This window comes from Kosakonia sp. R1.Fl (genome assembly GCF_023516815.1).
GTDB lineage: Bacteria > Pseudomonadota > Gammaproteobacteria > Enterobacterales > Enterobacteriaceae > Kosakonia.
The window spans coordinates 2,978,105-2,995,628 of sequence record NZ_JAMGSQ010000001.1; the positions used below are offsets into that span (position 1 = coordinate 2,978,105).

The following is a 17,524-nucleotide window of genomic DNA, read 5'->3' on the forward strand; positions in this document are numbered from 1 at the left end:
ATGTGAGTCCTGTCTTGCGAAAAAAAAGGGCGGGTTTCCCCGCCCCTTAGTTAGATCTTACATGCGCCGCTTTCGCAGCCATCGTCCTGGATGGAAGGTGCCAGGTCATCCTGCGCATCTTCCGCGCCATCGCGGGTGTTTTGATAGTACAGCGTTTTCACACCAAATTTGTAGGCGGTCAGCAAGTCTTTCAACAATTGTTGCATCGGCACTTTGCCCGACGGGAAGCGTGACGGGTCATAGTTGGTGTTTGCCGAAATCGACTGATCGATAAATTTCTGCATGATGCCGACCAGTTGCAGGTAGCCGTCGTTATTCGGCATTTCCCACAGCAGCTCGTAGGCATTACTCAGTTTTTCGTAATCCGGCACTACCTGACGCAGGATGCCATCTTTCGACGCTTTGATGCTCACATGACCGCGCGGCGGTTCAATGCCGTTGGTGGCGTTGGAGATCTGCGAAGATGTTTCAGACGGCATCAGCGCGGAGAGCGTGGAGTTACGCAGGCCGTGCGTTTTGATCGATTCACGCAACGCTTCCCAGTCGTAATGCAGCGGCTCGTTGGTAATACCGTCGAGATCTTTCTTGTAGGTATCGATCGGCAAAATACCCTTCGAGTAGGTGGTTTCGTTGAACCACGGGCACGCGCCTTGCTCTTTCGCCAGCTCGTTAGAGGCTTTCAGCAACCAGTACTGAATGGCTTCGAAAGTCTGGTGCGTCAGGTTGTTGGCGCTGCCGTCCGAGTAACGTTTGCCGTTCTTCGCCAGCCAGTAAGCAAAGTTGATGACGCCAATACCCAGCGTACGGCGACCCATCGCGCCGCGTTTAGCGGCCAGAATTGGGTAATCCTGGTAGTCCAGCAGGGCATCAAGCGCACGCACCGCAAGCGTTGCCAGCTCTTCCAGCTCGTCGAGGTTTTTAATCGCCCCGAGGTTAAATGCAGAGAGCGTACAGAGCGCGATTTCACCGTTTTCGTCGTTCACATCATCCAGCGGCTTGGTCGGCAGGGCGATTTCCAGGCACAGGTTGGACTGACGTACCGGCGCAACTATTGGGTCAAACGGGCTGTGGGTGTTGCAGTGATCGACGTTCTGAATGTAGATACGGCCAGTAGATGCGCGTTCCTGCATCATCAGGGAGAACAGCTCCACCGCTTTGATGCGCTGTTTGCGGATGCTGTCGTCTTTTTCATATTTGGTGTACAGGCGTTCGAACTCGTCCTGATCGGCGAAGAACGCATCGTACAGACCCGGCACGTCGGACGGGCTGAACAGGGTGATATCTTCACCTTTCAGCAGACGGGTGTACATCAGTTTGTTGATCTGTACGCCGTAGTCCATGTGACGCACGCGGTTACCTTCCACGCCACGGTTGTTTTTCAGTACCAGCAGGCTTTCGACTTCCAGATGCCACATCGGGTAGAACAGGGTTGCTGCACCGCCGCGCACACCGCCCTGCGAGCAGGATTTCACTGCCGTCTGGAAGTGTTTGTAGAACGGGATACAACCGGTGTGGAACGCTTCACCACCGCGGATCGGGCTACCCAGCGCACGAATGCGACCGGCGTTGATACCGATACCGGCGCGCTGGGAAACGTATTTCACAATCGCGCTGGAAGTGGCGTTGATGGAGTCCAGGCTGTCACCACACTCGATCAGTACGCAGGAGCTGAACTGACGGGTCGGCGTACGCACGCCGGACATGATCGGCGTCGGCAGCGAAATTTTGAACGTGGAAACGGCGTCGTAGAAGCGCTTCACGTAGTCCAGACGGGTTTCACGCGGATAGTTGGAGAACAGGCACGCAGCAACCAGGATATAGAGGAACTGCGCGCTCTCGTAGATCTCGCCGGTCACGCGGTTCTGCACCAGGTATTTGCCTTCCAGCTGCTTCACCGCCGCGTAGGAGAAGTTCATATCACGCCAGTGGTCGATAAAACCGTCCATCTGCTTGAACTCTTCTTCCGTGTAGTCTTCCAGCAGATGATGATCGTATTTGCCAAGCTCAATCATTTTCTTCACGTGGTCAAACAGCGCTGGCGGCTCGAACTGGCCGTAGGCTTTTTTACGCAGGTGGAAAATGGCCAGGCGTGCGGCCAGGTACTGGTAGTCCGGCGCGTCGCGGGAAATCAGATCCGCGGCGGCCTTAATGATGGTCTCGTGGATATCGGACGTTTTGATACCGTCGTAGAACTGAATGTGTGAGCGCAGTTCAACCTGAGAGATAGATACGTTACTTAGCCCCTCTGCCGCCCAATCCAGTACTCGATGAATTTTGTCGAGATTGATGCGCTCAGTGCCACCATCACGCTTTGTCACCAGCAGACTCTGATTCATGTGATTACCTGTCCGTGAAATAGAAAATATCCCCCCATTTATCCACAATTCGTTGCTGTGATTAACTCTGTGGATAAATACTACATATAGGGGGTTTGCGATAAGAGAAACGCTATATGGTGAGTATTCTAGTAAGGATTCTTTTCAGTACAAGAGTTGATTTTGAGGTTAAATTGAGGTTGCGAAAGGGTGATAATCGCTAAGTCCTCGTATCGTAAGGCCTGGCGGCGATGTCAATATTTCGCAAAAAAAAATGAATTTTTGATCGAGTGCTGATTTCTTCATCGGGAAAGGCAATTGCGCAACTTGATGCTGCGCAATCTTCTATCACTTTATCTGATGACCTTAGTCATTTTTTGCCGTTGTATGTAACATATAGTTCACATCCACACCCGGCCCTAACGTAAACTGGTTTAACAACGGGTTGTAATGTAACCCGGTAATGTGACGTTCCTGTAACACGGTGCCATCAATCCAATGTAAGAGCTCCGCTGGCTTAATAAATTTCTTCACGTCGTGCGTCCCTTTCGGCACCATGCGCAGCACGTATTCCGCGCCGACTACCGCCATCAACCAGGCTTTGCCGTTGCGGTTAATGGTAGAGAAGAAAACATGGCCGCCGGGTTTGACCAGTTGCGCACAAGCTTTCACCACCGATTGCGGATCCGGAACATGCTCCAGCATCTCCATGCAGGTGACGACGTCATACTGCTGCGCATGTTTTGCCGCATGTTCTTCTACGGTTTCCTGCACATAATTGACCTGAATGCCAGATTCCAGCGCATGCAAACGCGCCACCTGGAGTGGTTCAAAGCCCATATCGAGCCCGGTGACATCCGCGCCTTCTTGCGCCATGCTTTCCGCCAGAATCCCGCCGCCGCAGCCGACATCAAGCACTTTCTTACCGAACAGACCGGCAGCGTGTTCGCTGATATAACCCAGACGCAGCGGGTTGATGCGGTGCAGGGGTTTAAACTCACCTTCTTTATCCCACCAGCGCGAGGCGACAGCCTCAAATTTGGCGATTTCAGCATGATCAACGTTTTGAGCGACCGGCGTTTTTTCGGCATTCATGGGCGCAATAACTCCTCTATCAATAAGACCCGTGAGTATATCAGGCCAACGGGATGAATAAACCTTTGCACGGGTGTTATAGGTTTACCTGTATCAAAGCGGTTGTGTTATAATTTGCGACCTTTGAATCCGGGATACAGTAGAGGGATAGCGGTTAGATGAGCGACCTTGCGAGAGAAATTACACCGGTTAACATCGAGGAAGAGCTGAAGAGCTCCTATCTGGACTATGCGATGTCGGTCATTGTTGGCCGTGCGCTTCCGGATGTCCGAGATGGCCTGAAACCGGTTCACCGTCGCGTACTTTACGCCATGAACGTATTGGGCAATGACTGGAATAAAGCCTACAAAAAATCTGCCCGTGTCGTTGGTGACGTAATCGGTAAGTACCATCCCCATGGTGATTCCGCAGTGTACGACACCATTGTCCGTATGGCGCAGCCGTTCTCGCTGCGTTACATGCTGGTCGATGGTCAGGGGAACTTCGGTTCCATCGATGGCGACTCCGCGGCGGCGATGCGTTATACGGAAATCCGCCTGGCGAAGATTGCCCATGAATTGATGGCCGATCTGGAAAAAGAGACGGTTGATTACGTCGATAACTACGACGGCACCGAAAAAATTCCTGATGTGATGCCCACCAAGATCCCGAACCTGCTGGTGAACGGTTCTTCGGGGATTGCCGTCGGTATGGCAACCAACATTCCGCCACATAACCTGACGGAAGTGATCAATGGTTGCCTGGCTTACATTGATAACGAAGACATCAGCATTGAAGAGCTGATGGTGCATATTCCGGGGCCAGATTTCCCGACGGCGGCGATCATCAACGGTCGTCGTGGCATCGAAGAAGCCTACCGCACCGGTCGCGGCAAGATTTACATTCGTGCGCGCGCGGAAGTGGAAACCGACGCGAAAAGCGGTCGCGAAACGATCATCGTGCATGAAATTCCGTATCAGGTGAACAAAGCGCGCCTGATCGAGAAAATTGCCGAGCTGGTGAAAGATAAACGCGTTGAAGGCATCAGCGCGCTGCGTGACGAGTCCGATAAAGACGGTATGCGCATCGTTATCGAAATCAAACGTGATGCCGTGGGTGAAGTGGTTCTGAATAACCTCTACTCCCAGACGCAATTGCAGGTTTCCTTCGGTATCAACATGGTGGCTCTGCACCATGGTCAGCCGAAGATCATGGCGCTGAAAGAAATCCTGGCCGCGTTTGTGCGCCACCGCCGCGAAGTGGTGACGCGTCGTACGATTTTCGAACTGCGTAAAGCTCGCGACCGCGCGCATATCCTTGAAGCGCTGGCCGTGGCGCTGGCGAACATCGATCCGATCATTGAACTGATCCGCCGCGCGCCGACGCCTGCTGAAGCAAAAGCGGGCCTCATCGCGCAGCCGTGGGATCTGGGCAATGTCTCTTCTATGCTGGAACGTGCGGGTGATGACGCGGCGCGTCCGGAGTGGCTGGAGCCGGAGTTCGGTATTCGCGATGGTAAATACTATCTGACCGAACAGCAGGCACAGGCGATTCTGGATCTGCGCTTGCAGAAACTGACCGGCCTTGAGCATGAAAAACTGCTCGACGAGTACAAAGAGCTGCTGGAGCAGATTGCCGAGCTGCTGCACATCCTTGGCAGTGCTGAACGCCTGATGGAAGTGATCCGCGAAGAGCTTGAGCTGGTTCGCGAACAGTTTGGCGACGAACGTCGCACCGAAATTACCGCTAACACTGCCGATATCAACATCGAAGACCTGATCAATCAGGAAGATGTGGTGGTCACGTTGTCGCACCAGGGCTATGTGAAGTATCAGCCGCTGACCGACTACGAAGCCCAGCGCCGTGGTGGTAAAGGTAAATCGGCTGCGCGTATTAAAGAAGAAGACTTTATTGACCGCCTGCTGGTGGCCAACACCCATGACACCATCCTCTGCTTCTCCAGCCGTGGACGTCTGTACTGGATGAAGGTTTATCAGTTGCCGGAAGCGAGCCGTGGCGCGCGTGGTCGCCCGATCGTCAACCTGCTGCCGCTGGAGCCGAACGAGCGTATCACCGCCATCCTGCCGGTGCGTGAATACGAAGAGGGCGTCAACGTCTTTATGGCGACCGCCAGCGGTACCGTGAAGAAAACCGCGCTTACCGAATTCAGCCGTCCGCGTTCTGCCGGTATCATTGCCGTCAATCTGAACGAAGGCGATGAGCTGATTGGCGTCGATCTGACGTCAGGTAGCGACGAAGTGATGCTCTTCTCTGCGGCGGGCAAAGTGGTGCGCTTTAAAGAAGGTGCTGTGCGCGCAATGGGTCGTACTGCGACCGGTGTTCGTGGCATCAAACTTGCGGAAAAAGACAGCGTTGTTTCGCTGATCGTACCGCGTGGCGAAGGTGCAATCCTGACGGTAACGCAGAACGGTTACGGTAAACGTACGGCGGAAACCGAGTACCCGACCAAATCGCGCGGTACTCAGGGCGTTATCTCCATCAAAGTCACCGAGCGTAACGGCGCAGTGGTCGGCGCGGTGCAGGTTGATGATTGTGACCAGATCATGATGATCACCGATGCCGGTACGCTGGTGCGTACACGCGTCTCGGAAATCAGCGTGGTAGGGCGTAATACCCAGGGCGTTATTCTGATCCGCACCGCGGAAGATGAAAACGTAGTGGGTCTGCAGCGTGTTGCTGAGCCGGTAGATGATGAAGAGTTAGACTCCATCGACGGTAGCGTGGCGGAAGGCGATGATGATATCGCGCCGGAAGTTGATACCGATACCGACGACGACGCGGCGGACGACGACGCCGAGTAATGCGTTATGAGGGCCGGTTTCCGGCCCTTTTTCATTGCCGTTGCGGCCTTTGCGATTTATCGCTACCTTAATCACACTCTTTTTTAACTTCCTTGTGGCGGAGTTTCCCCAGGTTGAAATACCTCGTCTCGTTTCGCAGTACCCTGAAAGTCTCCCGCTATCTGTTCAGGGCGCTGGCGCTATTGCTTTGGCTGTTGATTGCCTTTTTTTCTGTCTTTTATATCGTTAACGCCTTGCATGACAAAGAGTCGGAAATTCGCCAGGAATTTAACCTCAGCTCCGATCAGGCGCAGCGTTACATCCAGCGCACGTCTGACGTGATGAAAGAGCTGAAGTACATCGCTGAAAATCGTCTGACGGCAGAAAACGGTATTCTGACCTCGCGCAACCGCGACGACAAAACCGAAGTCCCGACATTTTTACCGCTGTTCCCGGATTCTGACTGCTCCGCCATGGGCAGCTCCTGGCGCGGCTCGCTGGAGTCGCTGGCGTGGTTTATGCGCTACTGGCGCGACAATTTCTCCGCCGCTTACGATCTCAACCGCGTGTTTTTGATCGGCAGCGACAATCTCTGCATGGCCGACTTCGGCCTGCGCGATCTCCCCGTTGAACGCGACGATACGCTGAAAAGCCTGCATGAGCGTATCGTTAAATACCGTAACGCTCCGCAGGATGAGCGCAGCAACAACGTCTACTGGATGAGCCAGGGGCCGCGTCCGGGGATCGGTTACTTCTATGCGCTGACGCCGGTTTACCTCGGCAACCGCCTGCAAGCGCTGCTGGGAACGGAACAGTCCATTCGCATGGAGAACTTTTTCACGCCGGGTAGCCTGCCGATGGGCGTGACCATTCTGGATGACAACGGCCATGCGCTGATTTCCCTTACCGGCCAGGATAGCGGCATTGTTGTCGATCCGCGCTGGATGCAGGAACGTTCATGGTTTGGTTATACCTCGGGTTTCCGCGAACTGATCCTGAAAAAGAGCCTGCCACCGTCATCGCTGAGCGTGGTTTACTCCGTACCGGTTGATATGGTGCTGGAGCGCATTCGCATGCTGATCCTTAACGCCGTGTTGCTGAATGTGCTGGTCGGTGTGGCGCTGTTTACGCTTGCGCGTATGTACGAGCGGCGGATTTTTATTCCGGCGGAAAATGATGCCCAGCGGCTGGAAGAGCATGAGCAGTTCAACCGTAAAATCGTTGCCTCCGCGCCGGTGGGGATCTGCATTTTACGTACTCAGGACGGCACAAACATCCTCAGTAACGAACTGGCGCACAACTATCTGAATATGCTGACACATGAAGACAGGCAGCGGCTTACGCAAATTATCTGTGGTCAGCAGGTCAATTTCGTTGATGTGCTGACCAGCAATAATACCAATCTGCAAATTAGCTTTGTTCATTCACGTTATCGCAATGAAAACGTGGCGATTTGCGTGCTGGTGGATGTTTCCGCTCGCGTGAAAATGGAAGAGTCGTTGCAGGAAATGGCGCAAGCGGCAGAGCAGGCGAGCCAGTCGAAATCGATGTTCCTTGCGACAGTCAGCCATGAGTTGCGCACGCCGCTGTACGGTATTATCGGTAACCTCGATCTGCTGCAAACGAAAGAGCTGCCGAAAGGGGTGGACAGGTTAGTCACCGCAATGAACAACTCGTCGAGTCTGTTGCTGAAAATTATCAGCGATATCCTCGATTTCTCGAAAATTGAATCGGAACAGTTGAAAATCGAGCCGCGCGAGTTTTCCCCGCGCGAAGTGATGAGCCATATCACTGCCAACTATTTACCGCTGGTGGTACGCAAACAGCTGGGGCTGTACTGCTTTATTGAACCGGATGTGCCGATGGCGCTGAATGGCGATCCGATGCGTTTACAGCAGGTGATTTCCAACCTGCTCAGCAACGCGATTAAGTTTACTGATATGGGGTGTATCGTGCTGCATGTGCATCGTGATGCGGATTATCTCAGTATTCGCGTACGTGATACCGGCGTGGGAATTCCGGGTAAAGAAGTGGTGCGTCTGTTCGATCCCTTCTTCCAGGTGGGAACCGGCGTACAGCGTAACTTCCAGGGCACCGGGCTGGGGCTGGCGATTTGTGAAAAATTGATCAGCATGATGGATGGCGATATTTCCGTTGATACCGAGCCGGGCATGGGGAGCCAGTTCACCATCCGTATCCCGCTTTACAGCGCGGTGGCACCGGTTCGCGCCGATGTCGATGGCCTGGCGGATACGTGCTGCTGGTTGGCGGTGCGTAATGCCTGGCTGTCGGGTTATCTGCAGACATTACTGCAATGGCACGGTATTCAGGTGAAGCAGTACGACGGACGCGCGCTGGGCAACCAGGATACGTTGATCACCGATGATGAACTCTCCGCATCGTGGACCGGACGCGCGGCCATTATTTTCTGCCGTCGCCATATCGGTATTCCCGTTGAGCGAGCGCCAGGCGAATGGTTGCACAGCGTGGCGTCGCCACACGACCTGCTGACGCTGCTTGGGCGCATTTACCGCGTGCAGGTTATTGAGCCGCAGGCGAGCAACGCGCTTCCTGCCGAGACCCGGGAAGAGGCGCGTAACGATGACATGATGATTCTGGTGGTGGACGATCATCCGATTAACCGCCGCCTGCTGGCCGATCAGCTGGGATCGCTGGGATATCAATGTAAAACGGCCAATGATGGCGTGGATGCGCTGAATGTTCTGAGTAAAAACCCTATCGATATTGTGCTCAGCGACGTCAACATGCCGAATATGGACGGTTACCGCCTGACACAACGTATTCGCCAGTTAGGGCTAACGCTGCCGGTGATTGGTGTGACGGCTAACGCGCTGGCAGAAGAGAAGCAACGCTGTCTGGAATCGGGTATGGACAGCTGCCTGTCGAAGCCGGTAACGCTGGATATTCTCAAGCAAACGCTGGCGGCATATGCTGCGCGGGTACGAAACAGCCGGGGATAAAAAAGAACCCCGGCGGGTGCCGGGGTTGCAGGATTACTCTTTTTCTGTCTGCGTCAGGGTGACGGAGGAGAGATAGTTCAGCAGTGCGATATCGTTATCGACACCCAGTTTCATCATTGCTGATTTTTTCTGGCTACTGATGGTTTTGATACTGCGGTTCAGCTTCTTGGCGATTTCCGTTACCAGGAAACCTTCGGCAAACAGACGCAGCACTTCGCTCTCTTTCGGTGACAGGCGTTTGTCGCCGTAACCGCCCGCGCTGATTTTTTCCAGCAGACGGGAGACGCTTTCCGGGGTGAATTTCTTCCCTTTCTGCAATGCCGCCAGCGCTTTTGGCAGGTCTGTCGGCGCGCCTTGTTTTAGCACGATACCTTCAATATCCAGATCCAGCACTGCGCTCAGGATGGCCGGGTTATTGTTCATGGTAAGCACAATAATCGACAGCGTCGGGAAGTGACGTTTAATGTATTTGATAAGCGTGATGCCATCGCCGTATTTATCGCCCGGCATTGACAGGTCGGTTATCAATACGTTTGCCTCAAGTTTCGGCAGGTTGTTAATCAGCGCTGTAGAGTCTTCAAATTCACCGACAACGTTTACCCATTCGATTTGTTCGAGTGACTTGCGAATACCGAACAGTACAATCGGATGGTCATCGGCAATAATTACGTTCATATTGTTCATGTATTAGGCTACCTTGCTACAGCAAGCTCTTGACGTAAGCGTCAATGTCGCTGATGTAATTTTCTATGCCTGGAACATCGCTCTCGCGAATTAATTGCTCCAGCGTTTCACACAACTGCTTACCAGGTACCAGATTAAGCATGGCAAACACGCCTTTCAGGCGGTGTGCCGTCTGCGCCAGCGCCGCGAAATCACGCAGCGCCGACTCAGTATACAACCTCTTAACATCATCGGGTACTGTGTCAACAAACAGCGCGTAATAGCCGCTGGCGTGGAGCTCGGCGTTTTCGTCACCCCCCAAAGGCGACTCCGGTACATCCTCCTGCGCCAGTTGCTCTTCAATGAGTTGCAATATTGCTCCCTGCATTGCATTGCTCATATTAAAGTTCACGCGCAATTGGCCTGGGCCAATTTTCCGTACGCCTGCCTCATCATCGCTTAAAAGCAAGCCTGAGGCAGTAAGATTAGACGGATTATCTGTCAAAAAGAGATCATATTCTTGACTTGATAACCGCTCATCCGGGGAAATACAGCTCGCTCCCCAGTTTTCCAACTGGCGAACCACAATATTACGGATTTCGTTAGAGGTAATATCAATCATCGCCACTACGTCATCGAGTAATTTTTCTTCGCTCTCTGCCTGTTGCGGACGGGCCGCCATTTTCACATGCAGTGAATAACGGGTGCCCAGATCCTCACGCGCTTTAATATTCAGATGCCCGCCAAGTTTACGTGCCAGCTGATCGCACAGCCAGAAGGTGAGGGCGTTCGCTTTTCCGTACTGATCACCCTGCGTATCGTTTAGGAACGGGAAATGCAGATTATCGATTTCGCTGGCGTTCACACCCACGCCGGTATCGAGAATCCGGAAGGTCAGGCGGTCTTCCGCCGATTCGTCCACATTCACTTCAAGCGTGATTTTGCCCATCTGCGTGGTCGTGACCGCGTACTGGATGAGCAGCAACAGGATCCGCCGCAGTGCGTCGCGGTCGCCGTGACGCTCTTCATTGGCCGGAAGCGGGTTATTAATTAAGAGTTGCAGACCTTTACGTTTGATAACCGGCAGGACTTCCGGCACCACTTCGTCAATCAAATCCTGAATCGAGAACAGTGTAGACGAGCCTTTCCAGCTGTCGCTTTCCAGCATATGTGCCAGCTGGATTTCATCGACCAGTTGTACCAGCCTGTCGGCGTGATCCGCGACAAGGTTGCCCTCCTGGCTCTGCAACGCTGCGGCTTCGCTGGCCAGCGATTTCACCGGCTGTTTCAGCGACTCGGCAAGGTTACTCATAAAGCTGGCTCGGCCCTGCTGGTTTTTCTCATACAGCCGTTGCGCCTGCTTCAGCTTTTTATTAACCAGCACTTCTCTGTCCTGGTCGCGAATAATAAAGATCTGCGTACGCGAAGCGACCTGGCTGCGGAACTGACGAATTTCGTACAGTTCGTTATTAATGGTGGCCTGAATCACGCCCTGATGCTGATCGGCCATGGCCGTAATATTTTGCAGATTCAGGTGCGGTAATAAGTGATCGGCGATTTTATTGCTCAGAACGGTGCGGTTCGCTTCCTGATCGTGCACCAGCAGCCCCAGCGGCAATAGTGAAACGATCTCTTCATTAAAGGCACGCAGCACACGCAGTTCGTTACTTGCACCAGGCGTTGCCAGACCGTCGGTTTTACGCCCTGGCATCTGGCGAAAGGTGGTGTAACCGAACAATGCCAGTGCCAGCAGGCCGATATTCAGCAGTAATGGCAGCAGAATATTTTGCAGCGTATCCAGCAGCAGTGTTCCGAATGGCACCTGCCAGACCAGACGTAGCCCGGTGCCGTTCAACGCCGAGGAGATCTCAATGCGTGAACTATTAAAATTGACGGCAACGCTGTCGGTTGTTTCTTTATCCTGGCCGCGAGTGTTGGTCTGCGTGGTATCCGGATCGAGACGGAAGCTATCCAGCGTCATTCCGGGTGGGATCAGATCATTAATTGGCAAATCGAATGCGACCACCGTGGCCAGGTGACCCGGCTGGTTGAATGTCGTACGCAGCGTGAAATAATGGCCGTTTTGCCAGGCCAGATGGCGCAGAGATGAAAAGCTTTCGCGTTCATCGAGGGCATTCGCCTGCTGCAGCATTTCCGCACGGCGGGAATCGACGATATTACTGATCGTGTTGTCTTTGAAACCGGACGAAAGATCCTTTAGTGGCAACGTCGACACCAGGATCATGCTGTTATCCTGGCCGTTGAGGTAATACATCGACCAGGGCACGGTTTCCGCGCCCCAGAGCGTATCGAGGTAAGTGGAGATCCGCTGCGTCATTTCCAGCGTCGAACTGTCATGGGACCCAAAAATCAACGCTTCTGTTTTACGCCGTGGTTTTTCCAGGTAGTAAACATCTTGTTTTAAGCGCGTTTCTTGCAGACCTTCACCAGACGTAGCGGCAGGGGCCGCTGCAATGTTGTCGTAGATTTGCCAGGTTGCGTAGCGCCAGGTGTCGATACGCTTATGAATAGCGTGGGTAATATCGACAATCTGATAGCTTTTATCTTTTAACCAGGCGTTGACCGCACTTTGGATCATCACCCCCATTGTCACCAACAGGACGATAATCAACAAAAGAAAGTAACGGGTGATGTTGCCCGGTATCAGGGAAAATTTGCCAGGGATCATTGTGTCCGATCGACTCATTCTTGTGTGGAACCCGTTATGACAACACTGCTGTTAACACTCAGCGCTCGCTGAGACAATGTTGCTGCCATGCCGTAAGAGCCGCCTGAAACATGCGGCGAACGTATAGATGTTGTGTTGCAGAGCAGTGTACAGCAGGCAGTATATCGGTTAATGAGTGAATTTCCAGACTCTCTTTCCCGTTTCAGCCTCGAAAACATGGGGATAGGCATATTGACTAAACGTAGTGGCAAATATGTACAGCCGGGGAAAGTTGTACATATATTTACCGGTTGCTTGCAAAAAGAACGCGATAAATAACAAACAATTAATTTGGTGAATGTGTCAATGAGAAATATCTGGCATAGTAATTGATTAATTAATAGTCGTTACAAATCGTTATTATATCTAAATAATTATTCAACTTACGTAAATAAGAGTAAAAAAAAACCGAATGCGACGCATCCGGTTATAAGAGGGGTAAACAGACATTCAGATTCGAATGACGGTAATAAATAAAGTTAATGATGATAGCGTTAGGTATTTTAGTTGCGATTGAAGATTATGGTTTTGCATTCAGTGCTATGATTTTAATTTGTATTATTATATTGTTTTTAAATGATTTTTTATTGTTTTTTGATTATTTGTGCGTATTCGTTTAGCTATTTGTGCGAAAAAAAGTTCCCTCATATTTACAAAATGAAACATCTATCATTATGTATGAAACATCTTCAAAGTTTTCGTATCATATTCTCGTTGGATTATTTTTCTATTTTAAGCACAATGATTTTGCCAGCTGATTAGAGGGTTGATCGGCAAGCAGTGGCAATAAAAATGCATATAACAGAGGGTTAATAAAATGAAAGTTAAAGTTCTGTCCCTCCTGGTACCGGCTCTGCTGGTAGCAGGCGCAGCAAATGCGGCTGAAGTTTACAACAAAGATGGCAACAAATTAGATCTGTACGGCAAAGTAGACGGTCTGCACTATTTCTCTGACGACAACGGTTCCGATGGCGATAAGAGCTATGTCCGTTTCGGCTTCAAAGGTGAAACGCAGGTTAACGATCAGGTAACCGGCTACGGTCAGTGGGAATACAACATTCAGGCGAACAGCGAAGAAGGTGCAAGCGACCAGGCATGGACTCGTCTGGCTTTCGCCGGTATCCGCGTGGCTGATGCAGGTTCTTTCGACTACGGTCGTAACTACGGCGTTATCTACGACGTCACTTCCTGGACCGACGTTCTGCCGGAGTTCGGCGGCGATACCTACGGTGCAGATAACTTCATGCAGTCCCGTGCTAACGGCGTTGCAACCTACCGTAACACCGACTTCTTCGGTCTGGTTGATGGTCTGAACTTTGCTCTGCAATACCAGGGTAAAAACGGTAGCGTAAGCGGTGAGAACACCAACGGTCGCAGCCTGCTGAACCAGAATGGTGACGGCTATGGCGCGTCTCTGACTTACGATTTGGGCGCAGGTTTCAGCGTGGGCGGCGCGATGTCCTCTTCCAAACGTACTGCTGACCAGAACGCGACCAACAATGATGCGCTGTTCGGCGAAGGCGATCATGCGGAAGTGTACAGCGGCGGCCTGAAATACGACGCCAATAATATTTACCTGGCAGCACAGTACTCTCAGACCTATAACGCAACCCGTTTTGGTACTTCCAATGGCTCTTCCCCATCCACTGCTTTCGGTTTTGCCAACAAAGCGCAGAATTTCGAAGTGGTTGCCCAGTACCAGTTTGACTTCGGTCTGCGTCCGTCCATCGCTTACCTGCAATCTAAAGGCAAGGATGTCAGCAACAACACCGGTACTGTTAACTTCGGTGACCAGGATATCCTGAAATACATCGATGTTGGCGCGACTTACTACTTCAACAAAAACATGTCCACCTATGTTGATTACAAAATCAACCTGCTGGACGACAATGACTTCACCAAAGCCGCTGGCATTGCCACCGACAACGTTGTTGCTCTGGGCCTGGTTTACCAGTTCTAAGTTAGCAACCGTGATTATTAAGGGGCCGAAAGGCCCCTTTTTTTATGGCCCGCGTCGGTCAACGCTTGCGTTTTAGTGTAGGCTTGCCGCGGGTTAACAAATAACGAGAGACAGAGATGATTTTTCTTCGTGCCGGGGTAGTCGCGGCGTTGTTGTTACTGGCCGGTTGCGACACCGGTAGCAAGGCACAGCCCACCGTGCTGGAAGGCAAAACCATGGGCACTTTCTGGCGCGTCAGTGTAGTCGATATCAGCCCGCAACAGGCGCAAACCCTGCAGCAGAAAATTCAAACGCAGCTGGATGCTGACGATCATCTGATGTCGACCTGGAAAGACGACTCCGCGCTGATGCGTTTTAACCACTCGGCCAGCACCGCGCCGTGGCCGGTCAGTGCCGCGATGGCAGATATTGTCACCACCGCGTTGCGTGTCGGCGAAAAAACCGCAGGCGCAATGGATATCACCGTCGGGCCGCTGGTTAATTTATGGGGTTTTGGCCCGGATAAACAGCCGGTAAAAACACCGGGTCAGGCACAAATTGATGCGGCGAAAGCGCGTACCGGTTTAGCGCATTTAACCGTGATCAACCGCGCCGGGGAGCAATTCCTGCAAAAAGATCTGCCGGAACTGTTTGTTGATCTTTCTACGGTAGGGGAAGGGTACGCGGCGGATCATCTGGCAAAGTTAATGGAGCAGGAAGGGATCGCGCGTTATCTGGTTTCTGTCGGCGGCGCATTAGCCAGCCGGGGCATGAACGCGCAAGGTCAGCCGTGGCGCGTGGCGATCCAGAAACCGACCGATCGTGAGAACGTTGCCCAGGCGGTGGTCGATATCAACGGTCATGGTATTAGTACCTCTGGCAGCTACCGTAACTATTACGAACTGGACGGCAAACGCATTTCACACATCATTGATCCGCGTAGCGGGCGGCCAATCCAGCATGCGCTGGTGTCGGTCACGGTTATCGCGCCCACGGCGCTGGAAGCGGATGCCTGGGACACCGGTTTAATGGTGCTCGGCACCGAGCAGGCAAAAGAGGTGGTGACGCGGGAAGGACTGGCGGTATTTATGATTATCAAAGACGGCGACGGTTTCCGCACCTGGATGTCACCGCAGTTTTCCGCATTTCTGCTCAGCGAAAAAAATTAAACCGCAAGATTGCGGGTGTCTGGAGCTGCGCATACGGGCACAGTGAGGCTAAGCTTACATGAGGAGCCTGACATGAACGACACCACATTATTAGATGAACAGCGCTGGCAAGCGGTGCTGGCCCGTAATGCGCAGGCCGATGGTCAGTTTGTTTTTGCCGTGCTGACCACCGGCATTTTTTGCCGTCCCTCCTGCACGGCACGCCATGCCCTGCGCCAGAATGTGCGTTTTTATTCTGATGTGCAGAGCGCGCAGGCCGCTGGTTTTCGCCCCTGTAAGCGCTGCCAGCCGGATAAAACTCACCCGCAGCAACAGCGGCTGGATAAAGTGGCTAAAGCCTGCCGTTTACTGGAGCAGGATACGCCCATTACGCTTCAGCAACTGGCCGCCGAAGTGGCGCTGAGTCCTTATCATTTTCACCGTTTATTTAAATCCGTTACCGGCATGACGCCAAAAGCCTGGCAACTGGCTTTTCGCGCTCGCCGCTTACGCAATACCCTTACCGTGAGCGAAACCGTTACCGACGCTGTGCTGGCTGCCGGCTTCCCCGATAGCAGCAGTTATTACCGCCAGGCCGATGCATCGCTGGGGATGACGGCACAGCAGTTTCGCCGCGGCGGCGATGCAACTGATGTCTGGTATACCTTTAGCGCCTGCGCGCTGGGGCGCTGCCTGGTGGCGGAGAGCGAACGTGGAATTTGCGCCATTTTACTGGCCAACAGTGACGAGCAGCTTCTTGAGCAGTTGCAGGAAATCTTCCCGCGCGCCCAGCGTGCGCAGGCAAATGATGCGTTCAGCGAACGTGTGGCGCAGGTTATCAAGCGGCTTGACAATGTCGATGCCCCCTTTACGCTGCCGCTGGATCTGCGCGGTACCGCTTTCCAGTTACAGGTATGGCAAGCACTGCGCGAAATACCCGCTGGTGAGACGGTAAGTTACCAGGCACTGGCGCAAAAACTGGGTAAACCGCAAGCGGTGCGGGCGGTTGCCAGCGCCTGCGGCGCAAACAAACTGGCGATTGTGATCCCTTGTCATCGCGTAGTGCGCAGCGATGGGACGCTGTCCGGTTATCGCTGGGGGATGGCGCGCAAAGCCCAGTTGCTCAAGCGAGAACGTAACAAAGAGGAGACGTAATGCTCGATTTGTTTTCCGGAGAACAACCCTGGCAGGAGCCGCTGGCATCGGGCGCTGTCGTGCTGCGGCGCCTTGCATTAGCGCCCGCCGACCAACTGTTACGTGGTATTGCGCAGGTGGTTAGCCAGTCTCCGCTGCGCCATATGGTCACCCCAGGCGGTTATACCATGTCCGTGGCGATGACCAACTGTGGCAAACTCGGCTGGACCACCGACAAGCGTGGTTATCTCTATGCGCCGGTCGATCCGTTAACTCAACAGCCGTGGCCGCCGATGCCTGCGGCTTTTTCCGCGTTGTGCCAGCAGGCGAGCGAGGCGGCGGGTTATCCGGATTTCCGTCCGGATGCCTGTCTTATCAACCGTTATGTGCCGGGTGCGAAATTGTCTCTGCATCAGGATAAAGATGAGCCCGATCTGCGTGCGCCGATTGTGTCGGTGTCGCTCGGTTTACCGGCCGTTTTCCAGTTTGGCGGCCTGAAACGTAGCGATCCGCTGCAGCGGCTGATGCTTGAACACGGCGATGTTGTCGTATGGGGCGGCGAATCGCGGCTCTTTTACCATGGGATTGCGCCGCTAAAAGGCGGCTATCATCCGGCGACCGGTGAATGCCGCTACAACCTGACGTTTCGCCAGGCAGGCAATGGCGAATAAAAATAAGAATTATTCTTGATGTAACCCGATAGCCGTTTAAACTGCTGGCTGATTTTGTTGACCGGGTGTT

The 17,524-nt window shown here is 53.1% G+C and carries 10 protein-coding genes; 6 read left to right on the forward strand and 4 right to left on the reverse strand.

Annotation, left to right across the window (positions count from 1 at the left end; all coding sequences use genetic code 11):
- Positions 1 to 50: 50 nt before the first annotated feature.
- Positions 51 to 2,336, reverse strand: a complete 2,286-nt coding sequence (gene nrdA, locus M8Q36_RS14020; RefSeq protein WP_249881273.1) for a class 1a ribonucleoside-diphosphate reductase subunit alpha — start codon at positions 2,334 to 2,336, stop codon at positions 51 to 53.
- A gap of 345 nt (positions 2,337 to 2,681) precedes the next feature.
- Entirely contained in the window at positions 2,682 to 3,410 is a 729-nt protein-coding gene (gene ubiG / locus M8Q36_RS14025) for a bifunctional 2-polyprenyl-6-hydroxyphenol methylase/3-demethylubiquinol 3-O-methyltransferase UbiG (protein ID WP_020454501.1), read from the reverse strand.
- Between the two features lie 158 nt (positions 3,411 to 3,568).
- On the opposite strand from ubiG, the gene gyrA reads away from it, so the two are divergent.
- Together gyrA and rcsC are read left to right on the forward strand one after the other, a co-directional pair.
- Positions 3,569 to 6,211 (forward strand): DNA topoisomerase (ATP-hydrolyzing) subunit A, encoded by a 2,643-nt coding sequence (gyrA, locus tag M8Q36_RS14030; RefSeq protein ID WP_249881274.1) that lies wholly within the window; start codon positions 3,569 to 3,571, stop codon positions 6,209 to 6,211.
- A 113-nt stretch (positions 6,212 to 6,324) separates the two neighbouring features.
- Positions 6,325 to 9,171 (forward strand): two-component system sensor histidine kinase RcsC, encoded by a 2,847-nt coding sequence (gene rcsC, locus M8Q36_RS14035; RefSeq protein WP_249881275.1) that lies wholly within the window; start codon positions 6,325 to 6,327, stop codon positions 9,169 to 9,171.
- Positions 9,172 to 9,204: 33 nt separating this feature from the next.
- On the opposite strand, the gene rcsB is transcribed toward rcsC, so the two are convergent.
- Positions 9,205 to 9,855, reverse strand: coding sequence for a response regulator transcription factor RcsB (rcsB, locus tag M8Q36_RS14040; RefSeq protein ID WP_017458563.1), 651 nt, complete (start codon positions 9,853 to 9,855; stop codon positions 9,205 to 9,207).
- A gap of 16 nt (positions 9,856 to 9,871) precedes the next feature.
- Entirely contained in the window at positions 9,872 to 12,541 is a 2,670-nt protein-coding gene (gene rcsD / locus M8Q36_RS14045; RefSeq protein WP_083127019.1) for a phosphotransferase RcsD, read from the reverse strand.
- A gap of 838 nt (positions 12,542 to 13,379) precedes the next feature.
- Between rcsD and M8Q36_RS14050 the strand changes: the two genes are divergently transcribed.
- The 4 genes from M8Q36_RS14050 to alkB all read left to right on the forward strand — a co-directional run bounded on the left by M8Q36_RS14050 (position 13,380) and on the right by alkB (position 17,454).
- A complete protein-coding gene (locus M8Q36_RS14050) occupies positions 13,380 to 14,522 on the forward strand; it encodes a porin OmpC (RefSeq protein ID WP_249881276.1) in 1,143 nt (380 codons plus the stop codon).
- A gap of 116 nt (positions 14,523 to 14,638) precedes the next feature.
- Positions 14,639 to 15,670, forward strand: a complete 1,032-nt coding sequence (apbE, locus tag M8Q36_RS14055; RefSeq protein ID WP_249881277.1) for an FAD:protein FMN transferase ApbE — start codon at positions 14,639 to 14,641, stop codon at positions 15,668 to 15,670.
- A gap of 72 nt (positions 15,671 to 15,742) precedes the next feature.
- On the forward strand, positions 15,743 to 16,804 hold the full coding sequence (gene ada / locus M8Q36_RS14060; RefSeq protein WP_249881278.1) for a bifunctional DNA-binding transcriptional regulator/O6-methylguanine-DNA methyltransferase Ada: 1,062 nt from the start codon (positions 15,743 to 15,745) through the stop codon (positions 16,802 to 16,804).
- The gene (gene alkB, locus M8Q36_RS14065; RefSeq protein WP_249881279.1) at positions 16,804 to 17,454 is read left to right on the forward strand and encodes a DNA oxidative demethylase AlkB; all 651 of its coding nucleotides are present in this window, start codon (positions 16,804 to 16,806) and stop codon (positions 17,452 to 17,454) included. Before ada ends, alkB begins: the two co-directional genes overlap by 1 nt.
- The last annotated feature ends 70 nt before the right edge of the window (positions 17,455 to 17,524 follow it).

What these genes read in the sequence shown, in the direction of transcription:
- nrdA (WP_249881273.1), bottom strand. Translation starts at nt 2,336, where the DNA reads ATGAATCAGAGTCTGCTGGTGACAAAGCGTGATGGTGGCACTGAGCGC.
- ubiG (WP_020454501.1), bottom strand. Translation starts at nt 3,410, where the DNA reads ATGAATGCCGAAAAAACGCCGGTCGCTCAAAACGTTGATCATGCTGAA.
- gyrA (WP_249881274.1), top strand. Translation starts at nt 3,569, where the DNA reads ATGAGCGACCTTGCGAGAGAAATTACACCGGTTAACATCGAGGAAGAG.
- rcsB (WP_017458563.1), bottom strand. Translation starts at nt 9,855, where the DNA reads ATGAACAATATGAACGTAATTATTGCCGATGACCATCCGATTGTACTG.
- rcsD (WP_083127019.1), bottom strand. Translation starts at nt 12,541, where the DNA reads ATGAGTCGATCGGACACAATGATCCCTGGCAAATTTTCCCTGATACCG.
- M8Q36_RS14050 (WP_249881276.1), top strand. Translation starts at nt 13,380, where the DNA reads ATGAAAGTTAAAGTTCTGTCCCTCCTGGTACCGGCTCTGCTGGTAGCA.
- apbE (WP_249881277.1), top strand. Translation starts at nt 14,639, where the DNA reads ATGATTTTTCTTCGTGCCGGGGTAGTCGCGGCGTTGTTGTTACTGGCC.
- ada (WP_249881278.1), top strand. Translation starts at nt 15,743, where the DNA reads ATGAACGACACCACATTATTAGATGAACAGCGCTGGCAAGCGGTGCTG.
- alkB (WP_249881279.1), top strand. Translation starts at nt 16,804, where the DNA reads ATGCTCGATTTGTTTTCCGGAGAACAACCCTGGCAGGAGCCGCTGGCA.